Genomic DNA, 25,099 nt, shown 5'->3' with positions numbered 1-25,099 from the left:
GGCGAGCGGATCAGGCCGGCAGCGGCACGAACCCCGCGCCGGGGCGGTGCTTGGCGTTGATATCGGCGAGGTCGGCGTTGATCGACATCACCACCGCGGGCGTGTGCAACGGGATGTATTTGATGATGCACGTCGGCAGGTTGTCGCTGAACGCGCCGTGAATCATGCCGACCAGCAGGTTGTTGACGGTCACCGGCGCCCCGGAGTCACCGGGTTGGCCGCACACCTGCATGACGATGGTGCCCGGGTCCTGGCCCGGCCCCCAGGTGACCCCGCATGAGTTGCCGGTCGTTCGGCCCTGCTTGCAGGCGATCTGGCCGAAGGCCGGATCCGGGCCGATGCCGCTGATCAGGAAGCCGTTGTAGTTGGCCACCGGCGCCACCTTGGCCGGATCGAATTTGATCACCGCGTAGTCGAGGACGTCGTTGCCGGCGACCATGACGCCCAGCGGGCCCCTGTTCTGCGCTCCCTCGGCGGCGACCTGCGCGCCGGGACCGCCGCAGTGCGCGGAGGTGAAGCCGATCATGTCGCCGGCGGTATCGGTGCCGATCGTCGTCAGGGTGCACATGGTGTCGCCGTTGATGACGATGCCGGCCCCACCGCCCATCGGAACCCTGTCGTCGGCGGCCGCACGGGCGGGCACACCCATAAGTGCGACCAGTACGGCCACGATCGCCGCCCGGTAGCAACGGTAGGCCGTCTGCAAAGCAACACTCCCATCGCGCGGTCGGGCATCCCCAGTGGCCCGGTCAGTCTAGTCGGCTATGGTGTCCGGTTCGCCATGGTCGGTGTCGTCGCCACGCCGCTTTCCCTATTCCTTTCCCGCTCAAGGGGATCCATCAGCTTATTTCCCGGCGTCCGGCTTCGCTGCGGGGACGCCGGGCGGGAGTGGGCTTCGGCTGCCCTCGTCTGGCATGCCGCCGCATGGCAACATAAGCCGCGACGAGAACACCGAGAGGACGGCCTGTGAGCAAAGTCGATCGCAACAACGGCGTGCCCAGCACGCTGACCACGATTCCGTTGGCCGACCCGCACGCCAGGCCCGCCGAACCGTCGATCGGGGACCTGATCAAGGACGCCTCAGCCCAGGTGTCGACCCTGGTGCGCGCCGAGGTCGAACTGGCCCGCTCCGAGATCACCCGGGACGTCAAGAAGGGCCTGACCGGCAGCGTCTATTTCATCGCCGCGCTGGTGGTGCTGTTCTACTCCACGTTCTTCTTCTTTTTCTTCATCGCCGAACTGCTCGACACCTGGCTGTGGCGCTGGGTGGCCTACCTGATCGTGTTCGGGATCATGGTGGTGTTCGGCGCCCTGCTGGGGCTGCTGGGCTTCCTGAAGGTCCGCCGCATCCGCGGGCCGCGGGAGACGATCGAATCGGTCAGGGAGACGCGCACCGCGCTCACACCCGGCCACGACAAGCCCGCCGGGGAACCCAGGGAACTTCCCGAGTCCTCCGGCGGCAGGCACGAAAAACCCGCGGATCCCTCGGGTTGGTAGATGCCGGCACCAGATCCGTCGGTCACTCGCATCGACGGGCCGTGGCGCCACTTCGACGTGCACGCCAACGGCATCCGATTCCACGTCGTCGAAGCCCTGCCGGACCGACAGGATCATGCGGTTCCGCCCTCGGAGCCGGCGACGGCGCGGCCGCTGGTGATGCTGCTGCACGGTTTCGGATCGTTCTGGTGGTCCTGGCGCCATCAGCTGCGCGGGCTGACCGGTGCGCGGGTGGTCGCGGTCGACCTGCGCGGCTACGGCGGCAGCGACAAGCCGCCCCGCGGCTACGACGGCTGGACGCTCGCCGGCGACACGGCGGGGCTGATCCGCGCGCTCGGGCATTCGTCGGCGACGCTGGTTGGCCATGCCGACGGCGGGCTGGCCTGCTGGGCCACCGCGCTGCTGCATTCGCGGCTGGTGCTCGCCATCGCGCTGATCAGCTCGCCGCATCCGGCGGCGCTGCGCCGATCCACGCTGACGCGCCGCGACCAAAGTTACGCGCTGCTGCCTACATTGCTGCGATATCAATTGCCCGTCTGGCCGGAGCACCTGCTGACCCGGGACAACGCGGCGGAGATCGAACGCCTCGTCCGGATTCGAAGCTGCGCCAAATGGGTTGCTTCCGAGGACTTTTCGCAGACCATTGGCCACCTGCGGACGGCAATCCAGATCCCCGGCGCGGCGCACTGCGCGCTGGAGTACCAGCGGTGGGCGGTGCGAAGCCAGCTACGCGGCGAGGGCCGGCGATTCATCCGGTCGATGTCCCAACAGCTCGGCATGCCGCTGCTGCACCTGCGCGGTGACGCCGATCCCTACGTGCTCGCCGACCCGGTGGACCACACCCAGCGCTACGCGCCGCAGGGCCGCTACCTATCCATCGCGGGCGCAGGCCATTTCAGCCACGAGGAGGCGCCCGAGGAGGTCAACAGGCACCTGTTGAAGTTCCTCGAGCAGGTGCACCGGCGCGGCGTCAGCTGACGCAGGCCCCGGTAGCCACCTGTTGGGTGTCGCCGATCTTGGAAAGCTGGGAGGCCACCTCGTCGGCCGTCAGCACGAACCCGGTGTCGGGATCGTCGACGGCCGCGCCGAACACCACGCCGAGCACGTGACCGTTCAAGTCGATCAACGGCCCGCCCGAATTGCCTTGCTCAACATTGGCTCTGATGGTGTACACGTCGCGGGTGACCGGCGCCGGGTCCCGGTAGATGTCCGGGCCGCTGAGCCTGATCGCCTCCCGAATCCTGGCCGGCGTCGCGGTGAAGTTGCCGCCGCCCGGATAACCCAGCACCACAACGCTTTCGCCGCTCTTCGCCTCGCCCTGGGCGAAGGCCAGGGGCGGCGGCGGCAGGTTCGGGACGGCCAGGATCGCGATGTCCACCGACGGGTCATAGGACACCACGGTCGCGTCGAGGGGATTGCCGCTGGCGTAGATCTGCACGTTGTTGGATCCGGCCACCACGTGCGCGTTGGTCATCACCCGGTCGGGAGCGATCACAAATCCGCTGCCCTCCAACACTTTCTGACAGCTCGGCGCCAGGCTACGCACCTTGACGACGCTGGGCGCGGCGGTCGTCACCACCGGATTGGCGGCCAGGGCCGGGTCCGGAGACGCCACCGGGATCACCGGGGTGCGGCTGAACGGCTCGAGCACCGCCGGCAGCCCGGAAGTGTTCAGCAGTGCCGAGAGCCGCTTGGGCACCGTCTTGAGCCAGGGCGGTGCCAGCTCGTTGACTTGGGCCAGCACCCGCGAGCCCTTGACCGCGGAAGCCAGCTCTGGCTGGTCCTTGGACTGCGTCAGCGGCGTGGCCAACAGCCACGCCGCGGTCAGCACCACGACGAGCTGGACACCGACGCCGATGACCGAGTCGATCGTTCTTATTGCGCGACTGCGGATTGCGCCGCGAACGGCGCGCCCCAGCACCACGCCGGCGACCTCACCGACGACGACCAGCGCGAGGATCAGAAACAGCGCGGTGAACAGTTTGGCGCGCGGTGCGGCGATATGGCTGACGATGTGCGGCGCCAGCAGCACGCCCGCGATGGCGCCCAGCAGCACCCCGACGAACGACAGCAGCGAGCCCAGCGCACCCGAGCGCCAGCCCGAGATCGCCGCGATGAACGCGACCGCCAGGACGGCGATGTCCAGCCACTGCGACGGGGTCATCGAATTGATGTTCATCGGCGGGGCCCGCCCTCGTTGCCGACCAGCACCATCGCCTCGTCCAGCTCGCGGATGTCGGTGGTGTCCCAGGGCTCGGACCAGCCGGCCACATCGAGCACCGCGGAAATCACCTGACCGGTGAATCCCCAGACCAACATCTGGTTCAACAGAAACGCCGGCCCGGCCCACCGGCGGCCGAGGTTGCCCCGGTACACCATCAGCCGGTTCTCCGGATTGATGAAGGCGCGCACCGGAACTCGCGACACGATGGCCGTTTCCGTCTCGTCGATGACGCCCACCGGCCCGGGATCCGGCGAATAGGCGAGCACCGGGACGACGTGAAACCGCGACGGCGCGATGAAAGTGCGCTCCATGGTGGCCAGCGGATGCAGCCGATTCACGTCGAGCCCGGTTTCCTCGCGCGCCTCGCGCAGCGCGGTCGCGACCGGGCCCTCGTCGCCGGGATCGGAGGCGCCGCCGGGGAAGGCCGCCTGCCCGGCGTGATGGCGCAGCGTCGAGGCCCGCACGGTCAGCAGGAGATCGGCGTCGTCGGGCAGCCCGCCGCCGGATGGCCCGGACTCCGGACCCGAGAACAACACCAAAACAGCCGCCTCGCGATCGTCACCGAGCAGCGTTGCCATCGAGGACGCGGCCTTGGCGGCGGTCACCATCGCCAGCACGCCTGCCGGCAGCCGGTGCCGGTACGCCTCGGGGATCTGGCCCACGTTGTCCACCAGCGGACGCAACCAGGACGGTGACGCGTCGGGTCTGAGCGAAACCGGCGCCCGCCGATGGGTTTGGCCCCCGTCAGGCGGGGGTGTGCCCCCAGCGCTCACCGGCACCTCCCTCGGCCTCAACCCGCGTCGTTTCCGACGGCAGCCGCGATCTCGTCGGCATTGGCAAAAGGCCGCGGCAGCATTTGGGCAACGCTACCGTCCGGCCGGAGGACGACCGTCGCGGGCATCACATTTACCACACGCAGCGCGGCCGCGACCCGACGACGGCCGTCCTGCAGGGTCGGGAGCCGAACGCCCAACTCCGCCAACCGCAGTAGCGCAGCCGTCTCGTTCTCGTCCTGGTGCACCGTCACCACCATCACGTCCGAGCCGACCCGTCGCTGATACTCGGCCATCGCGGGAAGCTCGGCGGCGCAGGGACCGCACCAATAGGCCCACAGGTTGAGGACCACCCGGTGTCCGGCCACCGCGCGCGCGACATCAACGGCCGAACCGTCGGCGGCGCATTCCACCGTGACACCGCGCAGCGCCGCCGGGCCGGCGCCATCCCCGGCGGCCGGACACGGCGGCAGGTCGGCGCGCCGCCGGGGACCCGCCAGCGCGGACGGGGTGTCGGCGTCGCGGTGTTCCCGCGGCGCCGGCGTCTGGGTGGTGGCGGTCGGTGCGGAATCGTCGTGCAACTGGGCCACCAGGGCCACCACCAAAGCCGCCACCACCGCGAGGATCGCGACGGTCCAGCGCGTCGTGCGGGTCACGGCCTCGCGCCCGGTATCAGAGCCCCACCAGGGCCAGCAAGTGCTCGGTCTCGGGACCCTGCACGAGGGGCGCGGCGAGCAGCGGTTCCGTCGGCCCGAGGCCAAACGAAGGGCAGTCCTTGGCAAGGACGCAGGCGCCGCAGGCGGGTTTGCGGGCATGGCACACGCGGCGGCCGTGGAAGATCACCCGGTGACTCAGCATCGTCCACTCCCGGCGTTCGATCAGGTCGCCGACCGCGTGCTCGATCTTCACCGGGTCGTTTTCAGCGGTCCAGCGCCACCTGTGTACCAGCCGCGAGAAATGGGTGTCGACGGTGATTCCCGGGATGTCGAAGGCGTTGCCCAGGATGACGTTGGCGGTCTTGCGGCCCACCCCGGGCAGGGTGACCAGCTCCGCCATCGTCGACGGCACCTCGCCGTCGAACCGTTCGACCAGGGCCTGTCCGAGACCCATGAGCGACGCCGCCTTGTTGCGGAAGAAGCCGGTGGGGCGGATGAGGTTCTCGAGTTCGTCGCGGTCGGCCTGCGCATAATCCAGCGCCGTGCGATACCGCTTGAACAATGCGGGTGTCGTCAGGTTGACCCGTTTGTCGGTGCTCTGCGCCGAAAGGATGGTGGCCACCGTCAGCTCCAACGGCGTCGTGAAATCGAGTTCGCAATGCGCATGCGGAAAAGCTTGCGCCAGTGCCCGATTCATTCGGCGCGCGCGACGAACCAGCCCGACGCGCGTTTCTTTGGACCAGCGGTCGGCGGAGGCACCGTCGGGCGAGGATGGCGTTGACTTCGTGCGCCCGGATGCCTTTGCCGCTGTCACCTACGACAGAGTACTGATTTCGTGATCTCACTGAGACCTAAGCCATGTTTACTCTCCTTGTGTCATGGTTGCTGGTGGCGTGCGTTCCCGGGCTGCTGATGCTCGTGGCGCTCGGCTTGGGACGGCTGGAATCCGACCTTGCCCGCGACGCCGTCACGGCGATCGACGTCGACGATTTCCTCGACCATGCCGAGCCCGTCGACGTGCACACGTTGGCCCGCGAAGGCATGCCCGAGGCGCTGGAATACCTGCATCGGCGCCAGGCGCTGCGGCTGGCCGAGTCGCCGCAGTCCGGCCGGCACGGGGGGCCGCGGCACGCCGCGCCGGAGTTTGCCATCGCTTTCGGTGAGCGCGACGAGCCCGGATTACCGACGCGACTGGGAGCCCACTCCCACGTCAATCCGCAATTTAGGGGGACCGGACACGTCAATCGTGTGTAGCGTGGCACGTTGGACACACTTCGCCTACCTCTAGACTTACGTCACACGAGCAGGGTTGGCCTGCCCGCACACATAATTGGAAAGCTGAAGAGGCAACGTGGACGAGATCCTGGCAAGGGCCGGAATCTTCCAAGGGGTTGAGCCCGGCGCGGTCACCGCGCTGACCAAGCAATTGCAACCCGTCGACTTCCCGCGCGGGCACACGGTTTTCGCCGAGGGCGAGCCGGGCGATCGGCTCTACATCATCGTCTCGGGGAAGGTCAAGATCGGGCGGCGTTCGCCGGACGGCCGGGAAAATCTGCTGACGATCATGGGCCCGTCGGACATGTTCGGCGAATTGTCGATCTTTGACCCGGGCCCACGGACTTCCAGCGCGACCACGATCACCGAGGTGCGGGCGGTGTCGATGGACCGCGACGCGCTGCGGGCCTGGATCGCCGATCGGCCCGAGATCGCCGAACAGTTGCTGCGGGTACTGGCCCGGCGGCTGCGGCGGACCAACAACAACCTGGCCGACCTCATCTTCACCGACGTCCCCGGTCGGGTGGCCAAGCAGCTGCTGCAGCTTGCGCAGCGCTTCGGCACCCAGGAGGGCGGCGCGATGCGGGTCACCCACGACCTGACGCAGGAGGAGATCGCCCAGCTGGTGGGCGCTTCCCGGGAGACGGTGAACAAGGCCCTGGCCGATTTCGCCCACCGCGGCTGGATTCGCCTGGAGGGCAAGAGCGTGCTGATTTCGGACTCCGAGCGGCTGGCCCGGCGGGCTCGCTAGCGTTCCTCGGCCACCAGACACAAAAGCACCCGACACGCCGAGAAAACGGGAGCCTTTGCGTCTGCTCGCTACTGAGTGCGCAGGTAGTCCAACTGCGCCTGCACCGACCACTCCGCCGCGTCCCAGAGTTTCTCGTCGACGTCGACGTAGACGTGTTCGACGACCTGGCGGGTGGTGGCGTCGTCGCCGAGGTCCCGCACCGCCGCGCGCACCTGTTCCAGGCGTTCGCGCCGGTGTGTCAGGTAGCCGGCCGCGACGGCTTCCAGGTTCGGCAGGTCCGGGCCGTGGCCGGGCAGCACCCGGCGGCGCCCCAGGCCGCGCAGCCGCCGCAGGGATTCCAGGTAGTCGGCCAGGCCGCCGTCCTCCTTGTCGATGACGGTGGTGCCACGGCCCAGCACGGTGTCGGCCGTGAGCACGGCGTCGTCGAGGACGAACGACAGCGAGTCGGCGGTGTGCCCGGGCGTGGCCATCACCTTGATCTTGAGGCCGGCCGCATCGATCACCTCGCCGTCGGTCAGGTGACCGCCGAGGCCGCGCAGAAACCCGCTACCGGCGGAACGGACCGTCGCGCCCGTGCGTTCGACCAGCTTGTCGATGCCGTCGGTGTGATCGCCGTGGCGGTGGCTGATCAGCACCAGGGAGATGCGACCGACCGCGGCGACCCGGGCGATGTGCTCGTCGTCCTCGGGGCCGGGATCGACGACGACCATCTCGTCGCTGCCCGGGCCGCGGAGCACCCAGGTGTTGGTCCCGTCCAGCGTCAGCAGGCCGGGGTTGTCGGCCAGCAGGACCGAGACGGTCGCGGTGACCGCCCGCAACCTGCCGTACGCGGGATGGGTCGGCGACTCGGCAATCTCGGTCACGGGCCCGCGCCGACCTCCACGATCAGCTCCACCTCCACCGGCGCGTCCAGCGGCAGCTCGGAGACGCCGACCGCCGAACGCGCGTGCGCCCCCGCGTCGCCGAACACCTCGGCGAGCAGCTCGGATGCCCCGTTGACGACGCCCGGCTGGCCGTTGAACCCCGGGGCCGACGCGACGAAGCCGACCACCTTGACCACCCGGGTGACGTCGTCGATGCCCACCAGCGAATCCACCGCCGCGAGCGCGTTGAGCGCGCACATCCGCGCCAGCGCCTTGCCGTCGTCGGGGCTGACCTCGGCGCCGACCTTGCCGGTTGCCGCCAGCCGTCCGGCCTCCATCGGCAGCTGGCCCGAGGTGTAGACCAGGTTGCCGGTTCGTACCGCGGGCACGTATGAGGCCAGCGGCGCCGCCACCTCCGGAAGGTTGACCCCGAGCTGCCCCAGCCGGGCGGAGGCACTCATCTTTATTTGGGGCGCTTCAGATACGCGACATGCTGTTCGCCGGTGGGCCCGGGCAGCACGGACACCAGCTCCCAGCCGTCGGCCCCCCACTGATCGAGGATCTGCTTGGTCGCGTGCGTGAGCAGGGGGACCGTGACGTATTCCCATGCGGTGGGTTGGCTCATGACGCGAGCTTATCGGTCGGCGCTGAACGGCTCTGGCCAGCCCGAGCGGCCTGCGGCGGCCGGGCTAGCATGCGATGGTGGCATCCACTCCTGGCGGCGGCAACTCGGTCGGCTGGCCAACGCGCCTGTCGAAGGCCCGCTTGCATTTCGTGACCGGCAAAGGCGGGACGGGTAAGTCGACGGTGGCGGCCGCGCTGGCACTGACGTTGGCGGCGGGCGGCCGCAAGGTCCTGCTCATCGAAGTCGAAGGCCGCCAAGGGATTGCGCAGCTTTTCGACGTCCCGCCCCTGCCCTACCAGGAACTCAAGATCGCCACCGCCGAGCGCGGCGGCGAGGTCAACGCCCTGGCGATCGACATCGAGGCCGCGTTCCTCGAATACCTGGACATGTTCTACAACCTCGGCATCGCGGGCCGGGCGATGCGCCGCATCGGTGCCATCGAGTTCGCGACGACGATCGCGCCCGGCCTGCGCGACGTGCTGCTGACCGGCAAGATCAAGGAGTCGGTGGTGCGCCTGAACAAGGGGTCCAAGGATCCGGTCTACGACGCGGTCGTCGTCGACGCGCCACCGACGGGGCGGATCGCCCGGTTCCTGGATGTCACCAAGGCGGTGAAGGACCTGGCCAAGGGCGGCCCGGTGTTCTCGCAAGCCGAGGGCGTGGTGCGCCTGCTGCACTCCGAGGCGACCGCCATCCATCTGGTCACGCTGCTGGAAGCGCTGCCCGTACAGGAAACGCTGGAAGCCATCGAGGAGCTCGCGGAGATGGAGCTGCCGATCGGCAGCGTGATCGTGAACCGCAACATCCCGTCGTTCCTCGAGCCACGCGATCTGGCGAAGGCCGCCGAGGGCGATGTGGACGCCGACTCGGTGCGGGCGGGGCTGGAGATGGCCGGAATCAAGCTCGACGACACCGACTTCGCCGGCCTGCTGACCGAGACGATCCAGCACGCGACCCGGATCACCGCGCGGGCGGAGACCGCGCAGCAGCTCGATGCCTTGAAGGTGCCGCGCCTGGAGCTCCCCGCGATTTCCGACGGCGTCGACCTCGGCAGCCTCTATGAGCTGTCGGAATCGCTTGCACAGCAGGGAGTTCGATGAGTATCGCCCCGACAACCCTTGACATGGCGGCGATCCTGGCCGATCGGACCAACCGCGTGATCGTGTGCTGTGGCGCCGGCGGCGTGGGCAAAACCACCACCGCGGCGGCAATGGCGCTGCGCGCTGCCGAATACGGCCGAACGGTATGCGTTTTGACGATCGATCCGGCCAAGCGGCTGGCGCAAGCGCTCGGAGTCAACGATCTCGGCAACACCCCGCAGCGGGTGCCATTGGCGCCCGAGGTCTCCGGCGAGCTGCACGCGATGATGCTCGACATGCGCCGCACCTTCGACGAAATGGTGGTCCAGTATTCGGGACCCGGTCGGGCACAAGGGATTCTGGACAACCAGTTCTATCAGACCGTGGCGACTTCGCTGGCCGGCACGCAAGAGTACATGGCGATGGAGAAGCTCGGTCAACTGCTGGCCCAGGATCGCTGGGACCTGGTGGTGGTGGACACTCCCCCGTCGCGCAACGCGCTGGATTTCCTGGATGCGCCGAAACGACTGGGCAGCTTCATGGATAGCCGATTATGGCGGCTACTCCTCGCGCCCGGCCGAGGCATTGGTCGATTGGTCACCGGCGCAATGGGTTTGGCGATGAAGGCGCTGTCGACGGTGCTCGGTTCGCAGATGCTGGGCGACGCGGCGGCATTCGTGCAGTCGCTGGACGCCACCTTCGGCGGCTTCCGCGAGAAGGCCGATCGCACCTACGCGCTGCTGAAAAGGCGCGGCACCCAATTCGTGGTGGTGTCGGCCGCCGAGCCGGACGCGCTGCGCGAGGCGGCCTTCTTCGTCGACCGCCTGTCGCAGGAGGCCATGCCCCTCGCGGGGCTGGTCTTGAACCGCACCCACCCGACGCTGTGTTCCCTACCGGTCGAGCGGGCGATCGATGGAAGCGAGACGTTGGACGCCTCGGATTCCGAGGCCGCCGCGCTGGCAGCCGCGGTGCTGCGCATCCACGCCGACCGCGCGCAGACCGCCAAGCGGGAGGTCAGGCTGCTATCCCGCTTCACCGGGGCCCACCCGCACGTGCCGGTCATCGGGGTGCCGTCGCTGCCGTTCGACGTCTCGGACCTGGACGCGCTGCGCGCGCTCGCCGACCAGATCACCGCCGCCGGCGACGAGGCGGCACGCGCAGCGAGCCGCTGAGGAGCGGCGAATCCCGGCCCCGCCGGCGACGAGGCGGCACGCGCAGCGAGCCGCTGAGGAGCGGCGAATCCGAAAACCGCCGGCGACGAGGCGGCTCGCGCAACGAGCCGCTGAGGAGCGGGGAATCCCGGCGCGAAATTCACGGCGGGCACACCACCGGAAATGCGTCGCAGCATTCACGCTCGGCAATTATTGGCCGGGTCCGCTGAATTAAAGCCCCTATTGCGCACACGCCAATTAGGGCCCGCTCGGAGCTATTTGACACGGGCCAGTCTTTTTTGGAACGACTGTTTTCGTTGCTGCCGAATCCCTATTGGTCACAAGCTAGCTCGTATTGAACACGCGTCAGCCCGCTATTGGACGCCTACCAGCCAGGACGGCACAGGAGAGCCGTAACAAAAAAGTAATGATGAAAACCCAAGTTTTCAGGACCAGGGGACGGATTAATCGCGCGGTAGCGAGATACGCGCTCGAACCACTATGTCAGCCAGCGGTGCGGCCGCGGCGCTTTTCGAAGAAGTCCGACCACGAGACGACCTCGGGGTGCTGCTTCAGCAAGGCCCTGCGCTGGCGCTCGGTCATGCCGCCCCACACGCCGAACTCGACCTTGTTGTCCAACGCGTCCGCGCCGCACTCCTGCATCACCGGGCAGTGCCGGCAGATCACCGCCGCCTTGCGTTGGGCGGCGCCTCGAACGAACAGTTCATCGGGGTCAGTGGTCCGACACAGCGCTTGCGAGACCCAGGCGATCCGATCTTCGGCGTCAACACTGCGGAGTACCCCCTGTGCAGCCGCAATGTTTGTTCTACGCGCGGCCGGCCGTGAACCTGACACGAGCTGTTCCCTTCCTTCCGGCCACTCGTCGCGGCCGCCCTCCTCAGGTGCAGACCCACTGCTTGCGATCTACGCCACACCATGCATTTCGGTGTTACCTGAATCTCACCGTGTGTCTAAGTTAGGTGGTCAGGTGGCAATTGCGCAACAGTCTGATAACGGTTTTTTTGGGACGAGCGTGCAGTCTTTCGAAAGCAGGATAAATCCGGCCACGGGAGCGCGCACTTCGTCCCGGTTGACCACCAATGACGGAGTCGCAAATTTTCTGTCCAGTCCGATCGTAAGTTCGCTGGTCATGGTGCGGCAGGGTCTGTGGTCACGCCATGTGAGGGCCTTTGGTCAACTCGCGGCGTGGCCTGGTCACCGGGGGCCGCTAACCTAGTACGCATGTCAGACCGCCCCCCGGCCGCTCTCACCATTCTCAAGCTCGCGGGGTGCTGCTTGCTGGCCAGCGTCGTCGCCACGGCACTGATGTTTCCGCTCGCCGGCGGAGTCGGGCTGATGTCCAATCGGGCCTCCGAAGTCGTCGCCAACGGGTCGGCGCAGCTGCTGCAGGGCGAGGTGCCGGCCGTGTCGACGATGGTCGACAAGAAGGGCAACGTCATCGCCTGGCTGTATTCGCAGCGCCGGTTCGAGGTGCCCACCGACAAGATCGCCAACACCATGAAGCTGGCGATCGTCTCGATAGAGGACAAGCGGTTCGCCGACCACAACGGGGTGGACTGGAAGGGCACCCTGACGGGCCTCGCGGGGTACGCGTCCGGCGACGTCGACACGCGCGGCGGCTCGACCATCGAGCAGCAGTACGTGAAGAACTATCAACTGCTGGTGACCGCTCAGACCGACGCCGAGAAACGCGCGGCCGTCGAAACCACGCCGGCGCGCAAGCTCCGCGAGATCCGGATGGCGCTCACGCTGGACAAGACCTTCAGCAAGCCCGAGATCTTGACCCGGTACCTCAACCTCGTCTCGTTCGGAAACGGCTCGTTCGGCGTGCAGGACGCGGCGCAGACCTACTTCGGCATCAACGCGTCCGACCTGAACTGGCAGCAGGCGGCGCTGCTGGCGGGCATGGTGCAGTCCACCAGCGCGCTGAACCCGTACACGAACCCCGACGGCGCCCTGGCCCGGCGGAACCTGGTCCTGGACACCATGATCGAGAACCTGCCGCAGGAGGCCGACGCCCTGCGCGCCGCGAAGGCCACGCCGCTGGGCGTGCTGCCGCAGCCCAACGAGCTGCCGCGCGGCTGCATCGCGGCAGGCGACCGCGCGTTCTTCTGCGACTACGTCCAGGAATACCTCTCGCGCGCGGGGATCAGTAAGGAACAGGTGGCGAGGGGCGGCTACCTGATCCGCACGACGCTGGACCCCGACGTGCAGATCCCGGTCAAGGCGGCCATCGACAAATTCGCCAGCCCGACCCTGCCGGGCATCTCGAGCGTGATGAGCGTGATCGAGCCCGGCAAGACCTCCCACCACGTGATGGCCATGGCCAGTAACCGCAAGTACGGGCTCGACACCGAGGCCGGCGAAACCATGCGACCGCAGCCGTTCTCCCTGGTCGGCGACGGTGCCGGGTCAATCTTCAAGATCTTCACGACGGCCGCGGCGCTGGACATGGGCATGGGCATCAACGCCACGCTCGAAGCGCCGCCGCGGTTTCAGGCCAAGGGCTTCGGCAGCGGCGGGGCGAAGGGCTGCCCCAAGGACACCTGGTGCGTGGTCAACGCGGGTAACTACCGCGGCTCCATGAGCGTGACCGACGCGCTGGCCACCTCGCCCAACACCGCGTTCGCCAAGCTGATCACCCAGATCGGAGTCGGGCGCGCGGTCGACATGGCGATCAAGCTCGGGCTGCGCTCCTATGCGAATCCCGGCACCGCCCGCGACTACAACCGCGACAGCAACGAGAGCCTGGCCGATTTCGTCAAACGGCAGAACATCGGCTCGTTCACCCTCGGCCCGATCGAGGTAAACGCCCTGGAGTTGTCCAACGTCGCGGCCACGCTGGCATCGGGCGGTGTGTGGTGCCCGCCGAACCCGATCGACAAGCTGATCGACCGCAACGGCAATGAGGTCGCCGTGACCACCGAGACCTGCGATCAGGTGGTCCCCGAGGGTCTGGCGAACACCATGGCCAACGCGATGAGCAAGGACGCGGTGGGCAGTGGCACGGCGGCCGGTTCGGCCTCCGCGGCGGGCTGGGACCTCCCGGTGTCGGGTAAGACGGGAACCACCGAGGCCCACCGCTCGTCCGGCTTCGTGGGTTTCACCAGCCACTACGCGGCCGCCAACTACATCTACGACGACTCGACCAACCCGACCGATTTGTGCTCCTCCCCGCTTCGTCATTGCGGCGAGGGTGACCTGTACGGCGGTAACGAGCCCGCGCGCACCTGGTTCACCGCGATGAAGCCGATCGCCCTCAACTTCGGGCCGGTGGCATTGCCGCCGACGGACCCCCGTTACGTCGAGGGTTCACCCGCCGGCCGGGTGCCGGCCGTCACCGGCCTGGACGTCGACATGGCGCGCCAGCGCATCAAGGACGCCGGCTTCCAGGTCGCCGACCAGACGAACTCCGTGAACAGCAGCGCAAAGGCGGGCGAGGTCGTCGGAACGACGCCCAGCGGCCAAACGATCCCGGGCTCGATTATCACGATTCAAGTCAGCAACGGCATCCCGCCCGCGCCCCCGCCCCCGCCGGAGGGCGCGCCACCGGTGGTCGGGTCACAGGTGGTCGAGATTCCCGGCCTACCGCCGATTACCATTCCGCTGCTGGCCCCGCCACCGCCCCCGGGAGCGCCGCCGCCGCCATAGTATTGAGGCGCCGTGGCGCGAGAGATTGAAGCACCGTGGCGCGAGCTATACGCGACCAGAACCCAACCGGCAGTAGGCTGCCCTTCATGGCTGAAGTTACGCCCGTCCTGATGCGCACCGGCGCGGTCGCGGTTGCCTCGACCCTGGCCGGCATCGGCTATGCCGCCTTCGTGGAGCGCAATGCGTTCGTTCTGCGCGAGATCACCATGCCCGTCCTGTCCCCGGGATCCACGCCACTGCGGGTGCTGCACATCAGCGATCTGCACATGCTGCCCAACCAGCGTCGCAAACGGGCGTGGCTGCGCGAGCTGGCCGCCTGGGAGCCCGACCTGGTGGTCAACACCGGCGACAACCTGGCGCACCCCAAGGCGGTGCCCGCGGTGGTGCAAACCCTGGGCGACCTGTTGTCGCGGCCGGGCGTCTTCGTCTTCGGCAGCAACGACTACTTCGGGCCGCGCCTGAAGAACCCGTTGAACTACCTGACCAACCCGTCGCACCGGGTCCGCGGCGAGCCGCTGCCCTGGCAGGACCTGCGGGCGGCGTTCACCGAGCGCGGCTGGCTCGACCTCACCCACACCCGCCGCGAGTTCGAGGTGGCCGGCCTGCACATCGCCGCCGCGGGCGTGGACGACCCGCACATCGACCGGGACCGCTACGACACGATCGCCGGCCCGGCCAGCCCGGCGGCCAACCTGCGGCTCGGCTTGACCCACTCCCCCGAGCCGCGGGTGCTGGACCGCTTCGCCGCCGACGGCTACCAGCTCGTTATGGCCGGGCATACCCACGGCGGCCAGCTCTGCCTGCCCTTCTACGGCGCTTTGGTGACCAACTGCGGCCTGGACCGCTCCCGGGCCAAGGGACCGTCCCGATGGGGCGCCAACATGCAGCTCCATGTCTCGGCCGGCATCGGCACCTCGCCGTTCGCACCCGTGCGATTCTGCTGCCGGCCGGAGGCGACGCTGCTGACACTGATCGCCACCCCGATGGGCGACCGCGACACCACCAGCGATCTGAGCCGTTCGCAGCCAACCGCTTCGGTGCGTTGAGCGATCGGACCCGGATCGCGGTCCGCACCCTGCCGCGAGGCTGGACGGACAACGCGATCCGGCTGATCCAGGCCGACGCCCGGCGCAGCGCCGACACCCACCTGCTGCGGTATCCCCTGCCGTCGGCCTGGGACACCGGCGGCCCCGATGCGCAGGTCGCGCTGTACCTCAAAGACGAGACGACGCACATCACCGGCAGCCTCAAGCATCGGTTGGCGCGTTCGCTGTTCCTGTACGCGCTGTGCAACGGGTGGATCGGCGAGGGCACCACGGTGGTCGAGGCGTCCTCGGGGTCGACGGCGGTGTCGGAGGCGTATTTCGCGGCCCTGCTGGGGCTGCCGTTCGTGGCCGTGATGCCGGCGTCAACCAGTGCGGCAAAGGTGGCACTGATCGAATCACAAGGCGGCCGTTGCCATTTCGTCGCCGACTCGAGTCAGGTGTATGCCGAGGCCGAGCGTATCGCCCATGACACCGGCGGGCACTACCTGGACCAGTTCACCAACGCCGAGCGCGCCACGGACTGGCGCGGCAACAACAACATTGCCGAGTCCATCTTCGAGCAGATGGGCGAGGAGCAATACCCGATTCCGGAGTGGATCGTCGTCGGGGCCGGCACCGGCGGCACCAGCGCGACGATCGGCCGCTACATCCGCTACCGGCGCCACGCGACGCGGCTGTGCGTCGTCGACCCGGAGAACTCCGCGTTCTTCCCCTCCTATTCCGAGGACCGCGACGATGTCGTGATACCGACGTCCTCCCGGATCGAGGGCATCGGACGGCCACGCGTCGAGCCGTCGTTTCTGCCCGGCGTGGTCGACCGCATGGTCGCCGTGCCCGACGCGGCGTCGATCGCCGCCGCTCGCCACGTCAGCGCCGTTCTGGGGCGCCGGGTGGGGCCGTCCACGGGCACCAACCTGTGGGGCGCGTTCGGGCTGCTGGCCGAGATGGTCGCCGAGGGCCGCGGCGGGTCGGTGGTCACGCTGCTCGCCGACAGCGGCGACCGCTACGCCGACACCTATTTCAGCGACGAATGGGTCAGCGCCCAGGGTCTCGACCCGACCGGCCCGGCCGAGGCGCTGGCGGAATTCGAGCGCACCTGCGCGTGGACCTAGCCCGTAGCCTGCGGTTTGGTCAGCCGGCGGGCCGGTGCGATAGGCTGTCGTGGCTTCAAGCGGGGTGTGGCGCAGCTTGGTAGCGCGCTTCGTTCGGGACGAAGAGGCCGTGGGTTCAAATCCCGCCACCCCGACCGTTAGGTCACGAGTGTGATCGGCCGCAGCACGTTTGCTGATCCCCGATATCAAGAAACTTATCGGTCACCGGTACCCGACCCGGGCGGCGACGGCACCTGCGGCAACGCGCAGCGGCTTGGTGAACTCCAGGTGTTGCTGCGGCGACTACTAGGTTAAGCTCCATAGGTGGATGGGGCTGCGGGTGTGCTCCAAGAAGAGCGGGCACAGATCGAGGCGGTTCAGCGTCGTCTTGCCCAGAAGTACGCGCAGCTTCCGCACGCTCACGTCGCGGCGGTAGTCGAGCAAACCTACGGGCGGTTCGAGCAGTGCACGCTACGCAATTTCGTTCCACTGCTGGTAGAGCGCCGCGCCGAAGAAGAACTGGCTAACTCCACTTTGGACCGCTAGGCGATGCCCGGACGCCGGCCCGGTGAGCAGCCGGAGACCATGCGGCGCTATGCGAGCAGCGAATCCCATTGGGGAGGCGCCGAATTGGAGTTTTGGCGAAGGAGCAACAATGAATATTTTGCGAGGCGCACTGAATGCGGCCAGCAGCACGGTTGACGCGAGCGTCGCGGCGGCAGGAGCGGTTGGAGGCGCGGCCGTCAATGGAGTGGTGGGCGGCGTCCGCGGAGCGGTCAGCGGCGTCCAAAGCGGATTGCGCACCGGCAGTCGGTCCCTTCCCGCGGCGGCGCTAGCGGTCGCTGCGGTCGGCGCGGCCGGCCTGGTGGAGTGGCCGCTGCTATTACCGGTTGGCGGAACGCTTTTGGGCGTGCATTATCTGACGCACCGATCCGACGGCCAGCGCAAGCCAACCCCCGCTCGACGCGCCACCTCGCGCTCCAGAACCAGAGGGCGCTCGGGCTCGCCCAAGTCAACGCCACACACGGCGGCAAGGTCGCGCCCCGCTCGGTCGCCGCGACCCTAGCGGTTCCGAGCGACGGATAACGCGCGGTGTGGTCGATACTCGCCGGTGCCCTCAGCGGCATCATGCTCGCCTGGCTCATCCTGGCTGCCACCATCTGGGTGGCCAAACCCGACGACCTCAGCCTCGGCGACATAATCCGGTTGCTGCCCGACCTGCTGCGACTGCTCAAGCGCGTGGCCACCGACCGCGCGGTGCCGCGGATGGTCCGCATCGAACTGATGCTGGTGCTGGGCTATATCTTCTCGCCCATCCAACTGATACCGGATTTCGTCCCCGTCATCGGATTCCTCGACGACGCCGTCCTGGTCGCGATCATGCTGCGCGTCGTCGTGCGCACCGCCGGTCCGCAGATGCTGCAAAAACATTGGCCTGGCACGCCCGAGGGACTGCGGGCGTTGAGTCGCGTCTGTGGCGTGGCCCAACAGGGCTGAATGACGCGCGGTCGGGTCATGTGCCGCATCATCTTGTGAGCACTCGATATCCGAAGCGGTCTTACGTGCGGTGTCGCTTTGCGAAGCCGCTTGTCGGCCCGGCGGCCCGCGCCCAGATGTGCAATTGCTCGCGCCCGACGAGACGGCATTGATGCGTGGCCGCCAACTGGCGAGCCGCCTTGGTGAACGCCCGGTTTGTCACGACGACCGGCTGGTTGCAGCCGTGGTGCCGGGCGCCGGAGACGACCTGCTGCACGGCGGCCACACCGACGGCCTTCGCCTGCCGCTTGCATTGGATCGCCATGCGGGCGCCGTCCCTGGTGGCGATCAGGTCCACGCCGTAGTCGCCCGTGGTGGCGGTGTGAGTGACGCCCCACCCCGCGGTGCGAAGCCGCGCGGCGACGAATTCCTCGAACTCGACGCCCGACATGTCATCGACGGCCGCCAGATCCGACATCGCGTACCGGAGGTCGCGCCTGCGCCGTCGCTCATCCCGGTAGCGGTCCCGTCGAACACCGAGCCACAACAGGGCCGGCACCGTCAGGACGAGGCCGCCGAGTCCCGCCGAGAATCCCGCGACCACGCTACCGGTCGCGTGCTGGGTGAAAAACCAAGGGAGAGCGAACCCCAACAGCAGGAAGGACCCGAGTATCTTCTCCATGACTCCCCACGGTGCCGACGCGGACTCGCCGATGAACCTAGTGGATGGGTACGACAATCACACGCAGGCGCACAGCGACGAGCCGGTTATCGCGCGCCCGCCTGAATGGGGCGCAGGCGCACCCTGGTGCCGCGGCGCGGCGCCAGCATGATGGAGCGGCGCACGATCCTCTCGGGCTCGTCGTCGACGGCGCTGAACTCGCCCTCGCGCAGCAGTGTGTGGAGCACGGTGACCAACTCGCGCAGCGAGAACGCTGCGCCCAGACAGCGTTTGACGCCGCCACCGAACGGCACCCACGCATACGTCTCGGGCCGGCTGCCGAGGAATCGCTCCGGTCGGAACTCGTTCGGGTGCTCGTAGATCGCGGGATTGCGATTGATCGCGATGATGTGCACGACGATGCGGGTGCCGGCGTCGACGAGGTAGCCGCCGATCGGAAAGGGTTGCGCCGCAACGCGCGCCGTGAACGGCGCCGGCGGCCGTACCCGCAGCGTCTCGTGGATCACCGCGGTCGTGAACGCCTCCCCCCCGCTCTGTGCTTCGGCTTGCACCCGTCGCAGCGCATCGGGGTGGTGCAGCAGCAGATCGAAAACCCACGCCAACGTGGTCGCGGTGGTTTCGTGCCCCGCCAGCATCAGGGTGATCAGATCGTCACGAATCTCGCTGTCGGACAGGCCTTTCCCGTCTTCGCCGCGGGCGCGCATCAGCAACGCCAGGATGTCGAGTTGCTCGGTCAGGCGCGGATCGCTTCGCCGCCGCGCGATGAGCGGCATCACCACGTCGTCGATCTCCCGGTTGGCGCGGGCGCGCCGGGGCCACACCCGCAGCGCGCCCAGGTGGCGCAGGGCGTAGCGGAGCGTCAACTGCTCGGAAACCCCGAGCTTCAACAGACTTTCGAAGGGCCTACCCACGCGCCGAACCTCGTCGGGTTCGTCAACGCCGAAGATGATCCGGACGATCACGTCGAGGGTCAGTGCCCGCGCCGCCGTGAGCATTTCGAACGGCCGGTCAACGGGCCAGCTGTGCATCGCGGCGCGGGCGCAGCTCTGCATGATCGGTACGTAACTGCTCAGCGCGGCGCCGTGCAGCGGGGGCGTCAAGAGTTTGCGCCGCCGCAGGTGCTCCGGCTCCTCCTGCACAAACATCGATCCGGATCCGTAGATGGCGGCCGCGGGCCCGACACCCTCGCCGCCCAGCAGCACGTCCGGGGCCGCGGTGAACACCTGCTTGACCAGTTCCGGGTCCGACACGATCGCGACGTTGCCCAGGCTGAGCACGGGCATCGTCATGATGGGCCCGTACCGACGGATCAGCCGCAGCATCCGGCGCTCGCCGCCGATTAGGTAGGCGACCGCATACGCGGCGGCGAACGCCGAGCGAAGCGCGCGCGGGGCGGGCAGGCCCGGCGGCCGGCTCAAGGCATCCGGCGTACCGTCCGGGCGAGTCGCGGATGCTGCCACGCTGACGACAGAAACACGGTGTCCCCGGTTGGTCAAGGTGCGACGATCGGTCCCCCGGTCGCGCCCGGTGCTATGCGCAGTCCGCGCAGACGGAAAGTCCCGAGCCCGACTTGCGCATGCGGCTCCGGTGCTGCACCAAAAAGCAGCTCGAACAAGTGAACTCGTCGGCCCGCTGGGGGATCACCGTCACCGACAGCTCCTCGCTCGACAGGTCCGCGCCGGGCAGCTCGAAGAAGAGCACATCGTTGGGGTCCTCGTCGACAACGGCCGTCGACGAGAGGGGCAGGGTGGGCGCCAGCTCGCGCAGTGCGGCGGGGTCCTGAGTCTCGACGTCGGATACACGGCGTGCGTCGTAATCGCTTGCGGTCGCCATGGGTGTTCCTTCCTGCTGAATGACGGGTTGACGCACTTGCCTGTACTCACCCGTGGCTGAGTCGGTACCCCGATCCGGCGCCCGTCACACCTATCCGGTTCACAAAAATTGCGGCCACGACAATTGCGCTCTCGATGAGCTCAGCCGCGCAGGCGGATTGGGCCGCTGACCACCGGCGCTGAGCCGGTAGCCCAGGTCGAACCGGCGGCCCGACGTTGACTATGGGACACCCAGGCCAGCCCGCACCATGGCGACGCGACGGCCAATACCAGCCCCATGATGGCCAACGCGGCGTGCCCGGTCAGCAACGCCAGGACCCCGGCCAGGACGCCGACCGCCCAGAGCGCCGCCGCCACGCGGCCGGGGATCCCGAAATCGATTCCCGTGTGCACCCTGTTGGACGTGTCGAGCATCCCCACGTTTTACCCGGTCAGGCCCGAATTCAAACGTTTCGGCTGGCCGGCCCGTCAGCTTGCCGGCGGCGGCGCGGGCTCATCGGAATTCTCGGCGTGCCAGCGCAGCTCGGCGTCGCGTACCCGGCGATGGGAGTGCAGCAACCAGGCCGTCGCCACGGCGCCCAGCACGGCGGCCACTGTCACGGCCACGGCGCCGCCGGTGACGTGCCCTGTCGCGAACGCGCACAAGCCGATCACCAGGGCGACCACGGCGACAACGGCCCCGGCCACACCGACGGTGTGGGGGCCGTGCGTGAGCGTCTCGCCCGCGTGCTGACGAAATGTGCGTGCGTGGTCAACCGGGTCAGCCTTTTGGGTCCTCAAGTTCACTCCTTGTAAAATGCTTGCTGCCAAGGCTTTTCGGCGGCACACCGATTCGCCGTTTCACAACGTGGTGCCGCTTACGGCCTCCCGCAACGCGTACCCGCCGACCGGAGCGTGAAACGATTGGTGTCAGCCCGGCGCGGCGTGGGTATGCCGCGCAGATGACAACCGCCGGAGCCGGTCGCGGCACGCCTGCCGTCCTGTTCGACGTCGATGGAACCCTCGTCGATTCGAACTATCTGCACGTCTACGCCTGGCAGTGCGCGTTCGAAGACGAACACATGCCCGTAGCCGCCTGGAAGATCCACCGCTGCATCGGCATGGACGGCTCCAAGTTGGTGCGCACGCTGTCCGACGACGCGCCGGCTGATGTGCAGGACCGGCTGAGCGATGGTCACAGCCGGTATTACCGCGGCCTCATACCGCTGCTCGCACCGTTGCCCGGCGCCCGCGACTTGCTCCGGCACGTCGCCGGCCTCGGCCTGCAAGTGGTGCTGGCCAGCTCGGCGCCCGGTGACGAACTCGAGGCGCTGCGAAAGGTGCTCGACTGCGACGACGTCATCGCCGAAACGACCTCGTCACGGGACGTCGACACCGCCAAACCCGAGCCCGGCATCGTGCAGATCGCGCTGGACCGCGCCGGTGTGGGCGCCGATGACGCGGTGTTCGTGGGCGACGCCGTCTGGGACGCACACGCCGCGGCGGCCGCGGGGCTGCCGTGCATCGGACTGTTGAGCGGCGGCATTTCGGGTGCCGAACTGCAGGCGGCCGGGGCGACACCGATTTTCGCGGATCCGCAGGATCTGCTCGATCAACTGGGATCCACCCGCATCGCGGCGCTACATACCGCGGGTGCGAAGCACTAGGGGCAGCACCCACCAAAAGAACGTAAACAACGCCAGCGCACAAATTCCCGCTATCAACGCCGGCCGGTTTCCGGCCACAGAGGCGAAAACAATGACGGTCACACCGGTCAGCGCCGCGCCCAACAGCGCCAGCCCGGCGTAGGCGCACCGGTGCGCGGCCGACACCAGGACTTGGAGACGGTGCCGCCGGAACAGCAGCCGGTGAATGCCGACCGGGGCGATCAGCAGCACCGTCGCTCCCACCGAACACCCGACCGTCGCCAGGTACACGATCCGCATCGGCTGGCTGAGAATGTCGAAGCGTTGCTGGAACGGCAACGTCAACAGGAAGCCGGTGAGCAGCTGCACCCCGGTCTGCACCACGCGCAGCTCCTGTAGCAGGCTGGTCCAATTGCGGTCCAGCCGTTCAATTTCGGTCTCACCACGCTTATCGCGGTCCCACCGCTGGTCGTCCTCGGGATGATCGACGTCCATGGTGGTGATCATCGCACCGGCGGCCGCGAACCGATACGAAGGCTCGCGGTGGCTGCCTTCAGCGGTTGAGGTTGCCGTCCCGGACCGCGGTCAACGCGTCGTCCAGCGTCGGGTAGAGCGGGAAGGTTTTGTCCAGCCCGGTCAGATGAATCGGTCTCCTCGTCGCGGGTCCGCGCGCAACCACGCCGAACTCGGTGGATTTACCGAGCTTTTCATACGTCGCGGCCAGGATCTTCAAGCCGACCGAGCCGAGAAACTCCACTGCGGAGAGGTCGATGACCAGTGCTGCCGGGCCGTCCGCGACCACAGCGCCGATGGCTTGTTCGAGCGCCGGCGCGGTGACCAGATCGATTTCGCCGCTGACGCTGACCACCGACACGCCATCGTGGTCGGTAACCAGCGTGGTAATCGAATCAGGAGCTGACAATGGCGATCCTTCGTCCCGGGCGTAAGCGTGCTGCAAGCGTAACCTGCCGTGCGAACTGCGAGAAGAATATGCCCTCGACACTTGCGACGCGACAACTCAGACTAGTCTCCCCTTTAGGCACTGCGGAGCGTGACGCGGCAACGGGAGGCCAGATGTCAGATTCGTCGTCGGATTTCGGGAGCACGACCACCGCCGCGCAGACGGTCAGCGAGGGCCTGTTGCCCCAACTGGTCCAGCACCTGCGTCAGAATCGCACCGTCCTGCGGGAGGAATGGGCCCGCAGGATCACCGAGGCGCAACTGCTGACCGCGATGACCCCCGAGGAGCTGTTCTCGGAGGCCACCGCCGTCTACGACAACTACGTCGAGGTGCTCGAGACCGGTAGCGTCGAGGCGCTGCAGGCCTACGCGCGCGACCTGTCGGAACGCATCATCCCACGGGGCGTGGAGACCGACGAGGTCCTCGGCATCGTGTTGCTGCTGCGCGACGTGCTGGCCCGCTCGCTGTTCGAGAAGTACCAGACCGACTTCGAGATGCTCAACCGGGTGCTCGACGCCTACGAGCCGGCGGCCAACCGCATCGCCAACACCGTGGGCGTCAGCTTCGTGCAGGAACGCGAGCGCATCATCCGGCAGCAGCAGGAGGCGATCCGGGAGCTGTCCACCCCGGTGCTGCAGGTGCGCGAGCAGCTGCTGATTCTGCCGATCATCGGGGTCCTCGACAGCCAGCGCGCCCGCCAGGTGACCGAACAGTTGCTGAGAGCGATCCGCGCCAACCGCGCGAAGGTCGTCGTCATCGACATCACCGGTGTGCCGACCATCGACTCCACCGTGGCCAACCACCTGGTGCAGACGGTCGACGCGTCGGGCCTGATGGGTGCGAGCGTCATCATCACCGGCCTGTCCTCGGAGATCGCCCTGACGCTGGTGACGATCGGGCTGGACCTGTCCAAGATGAACGCCGTCGGCGACCTGCAGGGCGGCATCGAAGAAGCCGAACGCCTGCTGGGCTACGAGGTCACCCGCACCGGCGAGACCACCGGGTAGACATCATCAGCGCGAGCACCCCATGCCAGTCCCCATCCTGAAACAGGGCGCGATCCTGATCGCAACGGTGCAGTCCGCCCTGACCGACTCCGAGACCGAGCGGCTGCGGCTCGACCTCATGGAGCGGGTCAGCAGGTTTCGCGCGCAGGGCATCATCGTCGACGTCACCGCCATCGACGTGATGGATTCCTTCGCGGCCCGGTCGCTGCGGACCATCGCGCACATGACCCGGCTGCGGGGCGCGGACACCGTCATCGTGGGCCTGCAGCCAGAGGTCGCCTTCGCGATGGTCCAACTCGGGCTGGCGTTCGACGACATGAACACCGCGCTGGACCTGGAAGAGGGCCTGGCCCTGCTGAACCGGCAACTGGGACTGCGGAAATCGACGATCGGGCGCGATAGTGGCGGCTGACGTTGTCGTCGACATCAACAATTCCGACGACATCGTCGCCGCCCGCAGAGCCGGACACGAGCTCGCCCTGGATCTCGGATTCTCGCTGACCGACGTCACCATGATCGCCACGGCGATCTCCGAAGTCGCCCGCAACATCACCAGCTACGCGGGTCGGGGCACGGTTCATCTCTGGGTGACCGACCGGGACGGCCGCAAGGCCCTGGTGGTGCGCGCCGAGGACGACGGCCCGGGCATCGCCGACATCGAGCGCGCGCTGGAGGACGGCTACTCGACCGGTCGCGGGTTGGGGCTGGGGCTCCCCGGAGCGCGACGGCTGATGGACCGGTTGGTCATCGACTCGACGCTGGGCCGCGGGACCGTCATCGAGATGTGGAAGTGGGTTCCCGCCCGTGCATGAG

General features: G+C 68.0%; 32 protein-coding genes and 1 tRNA gene. 17 read left to right on the top strand and 16 right to left on the bottom strand.

Annotation, left to right across the window (positions count from 1 at the left end):
- Positions 1-10: 10 nt before the first annotated feature.
- Positions 11-706, bottom strand: coding sequence for a serine protease (locus A5696_RS26730; RefSeq protein ID WP_156738609.1), 696 nt, complete (start codon positions 704-706; stop codon positions 11-13).
- A gap of 260 nt (positions 707-966) precedes the next feature.
- Between A5696_RS26730 and A5696_RS26725 the strand changes: the two genes are divergently transcribed.
- Positions 967-1,497 carry a phage holin family protein gene (locus A5696_RS26725; RefSeq protein WP_067884368.1) on the top strand — a complete coding sequence of 177 codons (531 nt, stop codon included), beginning with the start codon at positions 967-969 and terminating at the stop codon, positions 1,495-1,497.
- Positions 1,498-2,475, top strand: a complete 978-nt coding sequence (locus A5696_RS26720) for an alpha/beta fold hydrolase (RefSeq protein ID WP_067884365.1) — start codon at positions 1,498-1,500, stop codon at positions 2,473-2,475.
- Here the strand turns inward: A5696_RS26720 and marP are convergent.
- From marP to nth, 4 genes are read right to left on the bottom strand one after another with little or no spacing between them, the layout of a single operon-like run.
- A complete protein-coding gene (gene marP / locus A5696_RS26715) occupies positions 2,468-3,661 on the bottom strand; it encodes an acid resistance serine protease MarP (RefSeq protein ID WP_156738608.1) in 1,194 nt (397 codons plus the stop codon). The two genes, A5696_RS26720 and marP, sit on opposite strands and share 8 nt — an antisense overlap.
- Positions 3,662-3,672: 11 nt before the next feature.
- The gene (locus A5696_RS26710; protein ID WP_067884407.1) at positions 3,673-4,494 is read right to left on the bottom strand and encodes a CoA pyrophosphatase; all 822 of its coding nucleotides are present in this window, start codon (positions 4,492-4,494) and stop codon (positions 3,673-3,675) included.
- A 17-nt stretch (positions 4,495-4,511) separates the two neighbouring features.
- Positions 4,512-5,150, bottom strand: a complete 639-nt coding sequence (locus A5696_RS26705; protein ID WP_067884360.1) for a TlpA disulfide reductase family protein — start codon at positions 5,148-5,150, stop codon at positions 4,512-4,514.
- A 16-nt stretch (positions 5,151-5,166) separates the two neighbouring features.
- Positions 5,167-5,847, bottom strand: a complete 681-nt coding sequence (gene nth, locus A5696_RS26700) for an endonuclease III (protein ID WP_067884357.1) — start codon at positions 5,845-5,847, stop codon at positions 5,167-5,169.
- Positions 5,848-6,008: 161 nt separating this feature from the next.
- On the opposite strand from nth, the gene A5696_RS26695 reads away from it, so the two are divergent.
- Both A5696_RS26695 and crp read left to right on the top strand, forming a co-directional pair.
- Positions 6,009-6,404, top strand: coding sequence for a hypothetical protein (locus A5696_RS26695; protein WP_067884352.1), 396 nt, complete (start codon positions 6,009-6,011; stop codon positions 6,402-6,404).
- Between the two features lie 97 nt (positions 6,405-6,501).
- Positions 6,502-7,176 (top strand): cAMP-activated global transcriptional regulator CRP, encoded by a 675-nt coding sequence (gene crp / locus A5696_RS26690; RefSeq protein ID WP_036465140.1) that lies wholly within the window; start codon positions 6,502-6,504, stop codon positions 7,174-7,176.
- Between the two features lie 68 nt (positions 7,177-7,244).
- Here the strand turns inward: crp and A5696_RS26685 are convergent, their stop codons facing one another.
- The 3 genes from A5696_RS26685 to A5696_RS27875 are packed head-to-tail and all read right to left on the bottom strand — an operon-like array spanning position 7,245 to position 8,664.
- A complete protein-coding gene (locus tag A5696_RS26685) occupies positions 7,245-8,039 on the bottom strand; it encodes an MBL fold metallo-hydrolase (protein WP_067884350.1) in 795 nt (264 codons plus the stop codon).
- A complete protein-coding gene (locus A5696_RS26680) occupies positions 8,036-8,500 on the bottom strand; it encodes a RidA family protein (protein WP_067884349.1) in 465 nt (154 codons plus the stop codon). Before A5696_RS26680 ends, A5696_RS26685 begins: the two co-directional genes overlap by 4 nt.
- 2 nt (positions 8,501-8,502) lie before the next feature.
- Positions 8,503-8,664: a DUF4177 domain-containing protein gene (locus A5696_RS27875; protein ID WP_007166633.1), complete on the bottom strand. Its 162-nt coding sequence runs from the start codon at positions 8,662-8,664 to the stop codon at positions 8,503-8,505.
- Between the two features lie 74 nt (positions 8,665-8,738).
- Between A5696_RS27875 and A5696_RS26675 the strand changes: the two genes are divergently transcribed.
- Together A5696_RS26675 and A5696_RS26670 are read left to right on the top strand one after the other, a co-directional pair.
- The gene (locus A5696_RS26675; protein WP_067884348.1) at positions 8,739-9,764 is read left to right on the top strand and encodes an ArsA family ATPase; all 1,026 of its coding nucleotides are present in this window, start codon (positions 8,739-8,741) and stop codon (positions 9,762-9,764) included.
- On the top strand, positions 9,761-10,915 hold the full coding sequence (locus A5696_RS26670; RefSeq protein WP_067884345.1) for an ArsA family ATPase: 1,155 nt from the start codon (positions 9,761-9,763) through the stop codon (positions 10,913-10,915). Before A5696_RS26675 ends, A5696_RS26670 begins: the two co-directional genes overlap by 4 nt.
- Positions 10,916-11,398: 483 nt before the next feature.
- Here A5696_RS26670 and A5696_RS26665 read toward each other — a convergent pair whose 3' ends face one another.
- Positions 11,399-11,749, bottom strand: coding sequence for a WhiB family transcriptional regulator (locus tag A5696_RS26665; protein ID WP_067884344.1), 351 nt, complete (start codon positions 11,747-11,749; stop codon positions 11,399-11,401).
- A 387-nt stretch (positions 11,750-12,136) separates the two neighbouring features.
- On the opposite strand from A5696_RS26665, the gene ponA2 reads away from it, so the two are divergent.
- The 7 genes from ponA2 (at position 12,137) to A5696_RS26640 (ending at position 18,200) form a co-directional block, all read left to right on the top strand.
- A complete protein-coding gene (ponA2, locus tag A5696_RS26660; protein ID WP_067884342.1) occupies positions 12,137-14,566 on the top strand; it encodes a transglycosylase/D,D-transpeptidase PonA2 in 2,430 nt (809 codons plus the stop codon).
- Between the two features lie 86 nt (positions 14,567-14,652).
- Positions 14,653-15,612: a metallophosphoesterase gene (locus A5696_RS26655; RefSeq protein WP_067884340.1), complete on the top strand. Its 960-nt coding sequence runs from the start codon at positions 14,653-14,655 to the stop codon at positions 15,610-15,612.
- Entirely contained in the window at positions 15,609-16,724 is a 1,116-nt protein-coding gene (locus A5696_RS26650; RefSeq protein WP_067884339.1) for a PLP-dependent cysteine synthase family protein, read from the top strand. The genes A5696_RS26655 and A5696_RS26650 overlap by 4 nt, the downstream gene beginning before the upstream one ends.
- A gap of 60 nt (positions 16,725-16,784) precedes the next feature.
- Positions 16,785-16,858: transfer RNA gene (locus A5696_RS26645), tRNA-Pro, on the top strand.
- 169 nt (positions 16,859-17,027) lie between these two features.
- Positions 17,028-17,249, top strand: a complete 222-nt coding sequence (locus A5696_RS27480; RefSeq protein ID WP_156738606.1) for a three-helix bundle dimerization domain-containing protein — start codon at positions 17,028-17,030, stop codon at positions 17,247-17,249.
- A 109-nt stretch (positions 17,250-17,358) separates the two neighbouring features.
- Entirely contained in the window at positions 17,359-17,769 is a 411-nt protein-coding gene (locus A5696_RS28600; RefSeq protein ID WP_082969163.1) for a hypothetical protein, read from the top strand.
- A 26-nt stretch (positions 17,770-17,795) separates the two neighbouring features.
- Positions 17,796-18,200 (top strand): YkvA family protein, encoded by a 405-nt coding sequence (locus A5696_RS26640; RefSeq protein ID WP_067884336.1) that lies wholly within the window; start codon positions 17,796-17,798, stop codon positions 18,198-18,200.
- A 61-nt stretch (positions 18,201-18,261) separates the two neighbouring features.
- Here A5696_RS26640 and A5696_RS26635 read toward each other — a convergent pair whose 3' ends face one another.
- The 5 genes from A5696_RS26635 to A5696_RS26615 form a co-directional block, all read right to left on the bottom strand.
- Complete coding sequence (locus A5696_RS26635) at positions 18,262-18,861, bottom strand: restriction endonuclease (RefSeq protein ID WP_067884335.1); 600 nt, start codon at positions 18,859-18,861, stop codon at positions 18,262-18,264.
- 86 nt (positions 18,862-18,947) lie between these two features.
- Complete coding sequence (locus tag A5696_RS26630; protein ID WP_156738605.1) at positions 18,948-20,357, bottom strand: cytochrome P450; 1,410 nt, start codon at positions 20,355-20,357, stop codon at positions 18,948-18,950.
- Between the two features lie 34 nt (positions 20,358-20,391).
- A complete protein-coding gene (locus A5696_RS26625) occupies positions 20,392-20,694 on the bottom strand; it encodes a DUF4193 domain-containing protein (protein ID WP_067884334.1) in 303 nt (100 codons plus the stop codon).
- A gap of 140 nt (positions 20,695-20,834) precedes the next feature.
- Positions 20,835-21,107 carry a hypothetical protein gene (locus A5696_RS26620; RefSeq protein WP_067884331.1) on the bottom strand — a complete coding sequence of 91 codons (273 nt, stop codon included), beginning with the start codon at positions 21,105-21,107 and terminating at the stop codon, positions 20,835-20,837.
- A 54-nt stretch (positions 21,108-21,161) separates the two neighbouring features.
- The gene (locus tag A5696_RS26615) at positions 21,162-21,473 is read right to left on the bottom strand and encodes a hypothetical protein (protein ID WP_369803397.1); all 312 of its coding nucleotides are present in this window, start codon (positions 21,471-21,473) and stop codon (positions 21,162-21,164) included.
- A gap of 161 nt (positions 21,474-21,634) precedes the next feature.
- On the opposite strand from A5696_RS26615, the gene A5696_RS26610 reads away from it, so the two are divergent.
- Positions 21,635-22,339, top strand: a complete 705-nt coding sequence (locus A5696_RS26610) for an HAD family hydrolase (protein WP_067884326.1) — start codon at positions 21,635-21,637, stop codon at positions 22,337-22,339.
- Here A5696_RS26610 and A5696_RS26605 read toward each other — a convergent pair.
- Positions 22,313-22,813 carry a DUF6328 family protein gene (locus A5696_RS26605; RefSeq protein WP_067884401.1) on the bottom strand — a complete coding sequence of 167 codons (501 nt, stop codon included), beginning with the start codon at positions 22,811-22,813 and terminating at the stop codon, positions 22,313-22,315. The genes A5696_RS26610 and A5696_RS26605 overlap by 27 nt on opposite strands.
- 58 nt (positions 22,814-22,871) lie before the next feature.
- Entirely contained in the window at positions 22,872-23,240 is a 369-nt protein-coding gene (locus A5696_RS26600) for an STAS domain-containing protein (protein ID WP_231964598.1), read from the bottom strand.
- A 152-nt stretch (positions 23,241-23,392) separates the two neighbouring features.
- On the opposite strand from A5696_RS26600, the gene A5696_RS26595 reads away from it, so the two are divergent.
- The 3 genes from A5696_RS26595 to A5696_RS26585 are packed head-to-tail and all read left to right on the top strand — an operon-like array spanning position 23,393 to position 25,098.
- Positions 23,393-24,286 (top strand): STAS domain-containing protein, encoded by an 894-nt coding sequence (locus A5696_RS26595; RefSeq protein WP_067884323.1) that lies wholly within the window; start codon positions 23,393-23,395, stop codon positions 24,284-24,286.
- A gap of 22 nt (positions 24,287-24,308) precedes the next feature.
- Positions 24,309-24,698 (top strand): STAS domain-containing protein, encoded by a 390-nt coding sequence (locus tag A5696_RS26590; protein WP_067884322.1) that lies wholly within the window; start codon positions 24,309-24,311, stop codon positions 24,696-24,698.
- Entirely contained in the window at positions 24,688-25,098 is a 411-nt protein-coding gene (locus A5696_RS26585; protein WP_067884320.1) for an ATP-binding protein, read from the top strand. Before A5696_RS26590 ends, A5696_RS26585 begins: the two co-directional genes overlap by 11 nt.
- Position 25,099: the final 1 nt, after the last annotated feature.

Origin of the sequence: Mycobacterium sp. E2699, from assembly GCF_001666745.1 — a bacterium.
GTDB lineage: Bacteria > Actinomycetota > Actinomycetes > Mycobacteriales > Mycobacteriaceae > Mycobacterium.
This window is presented reverse-complemented; position numbering and strand designations above follow the sequence as displayed.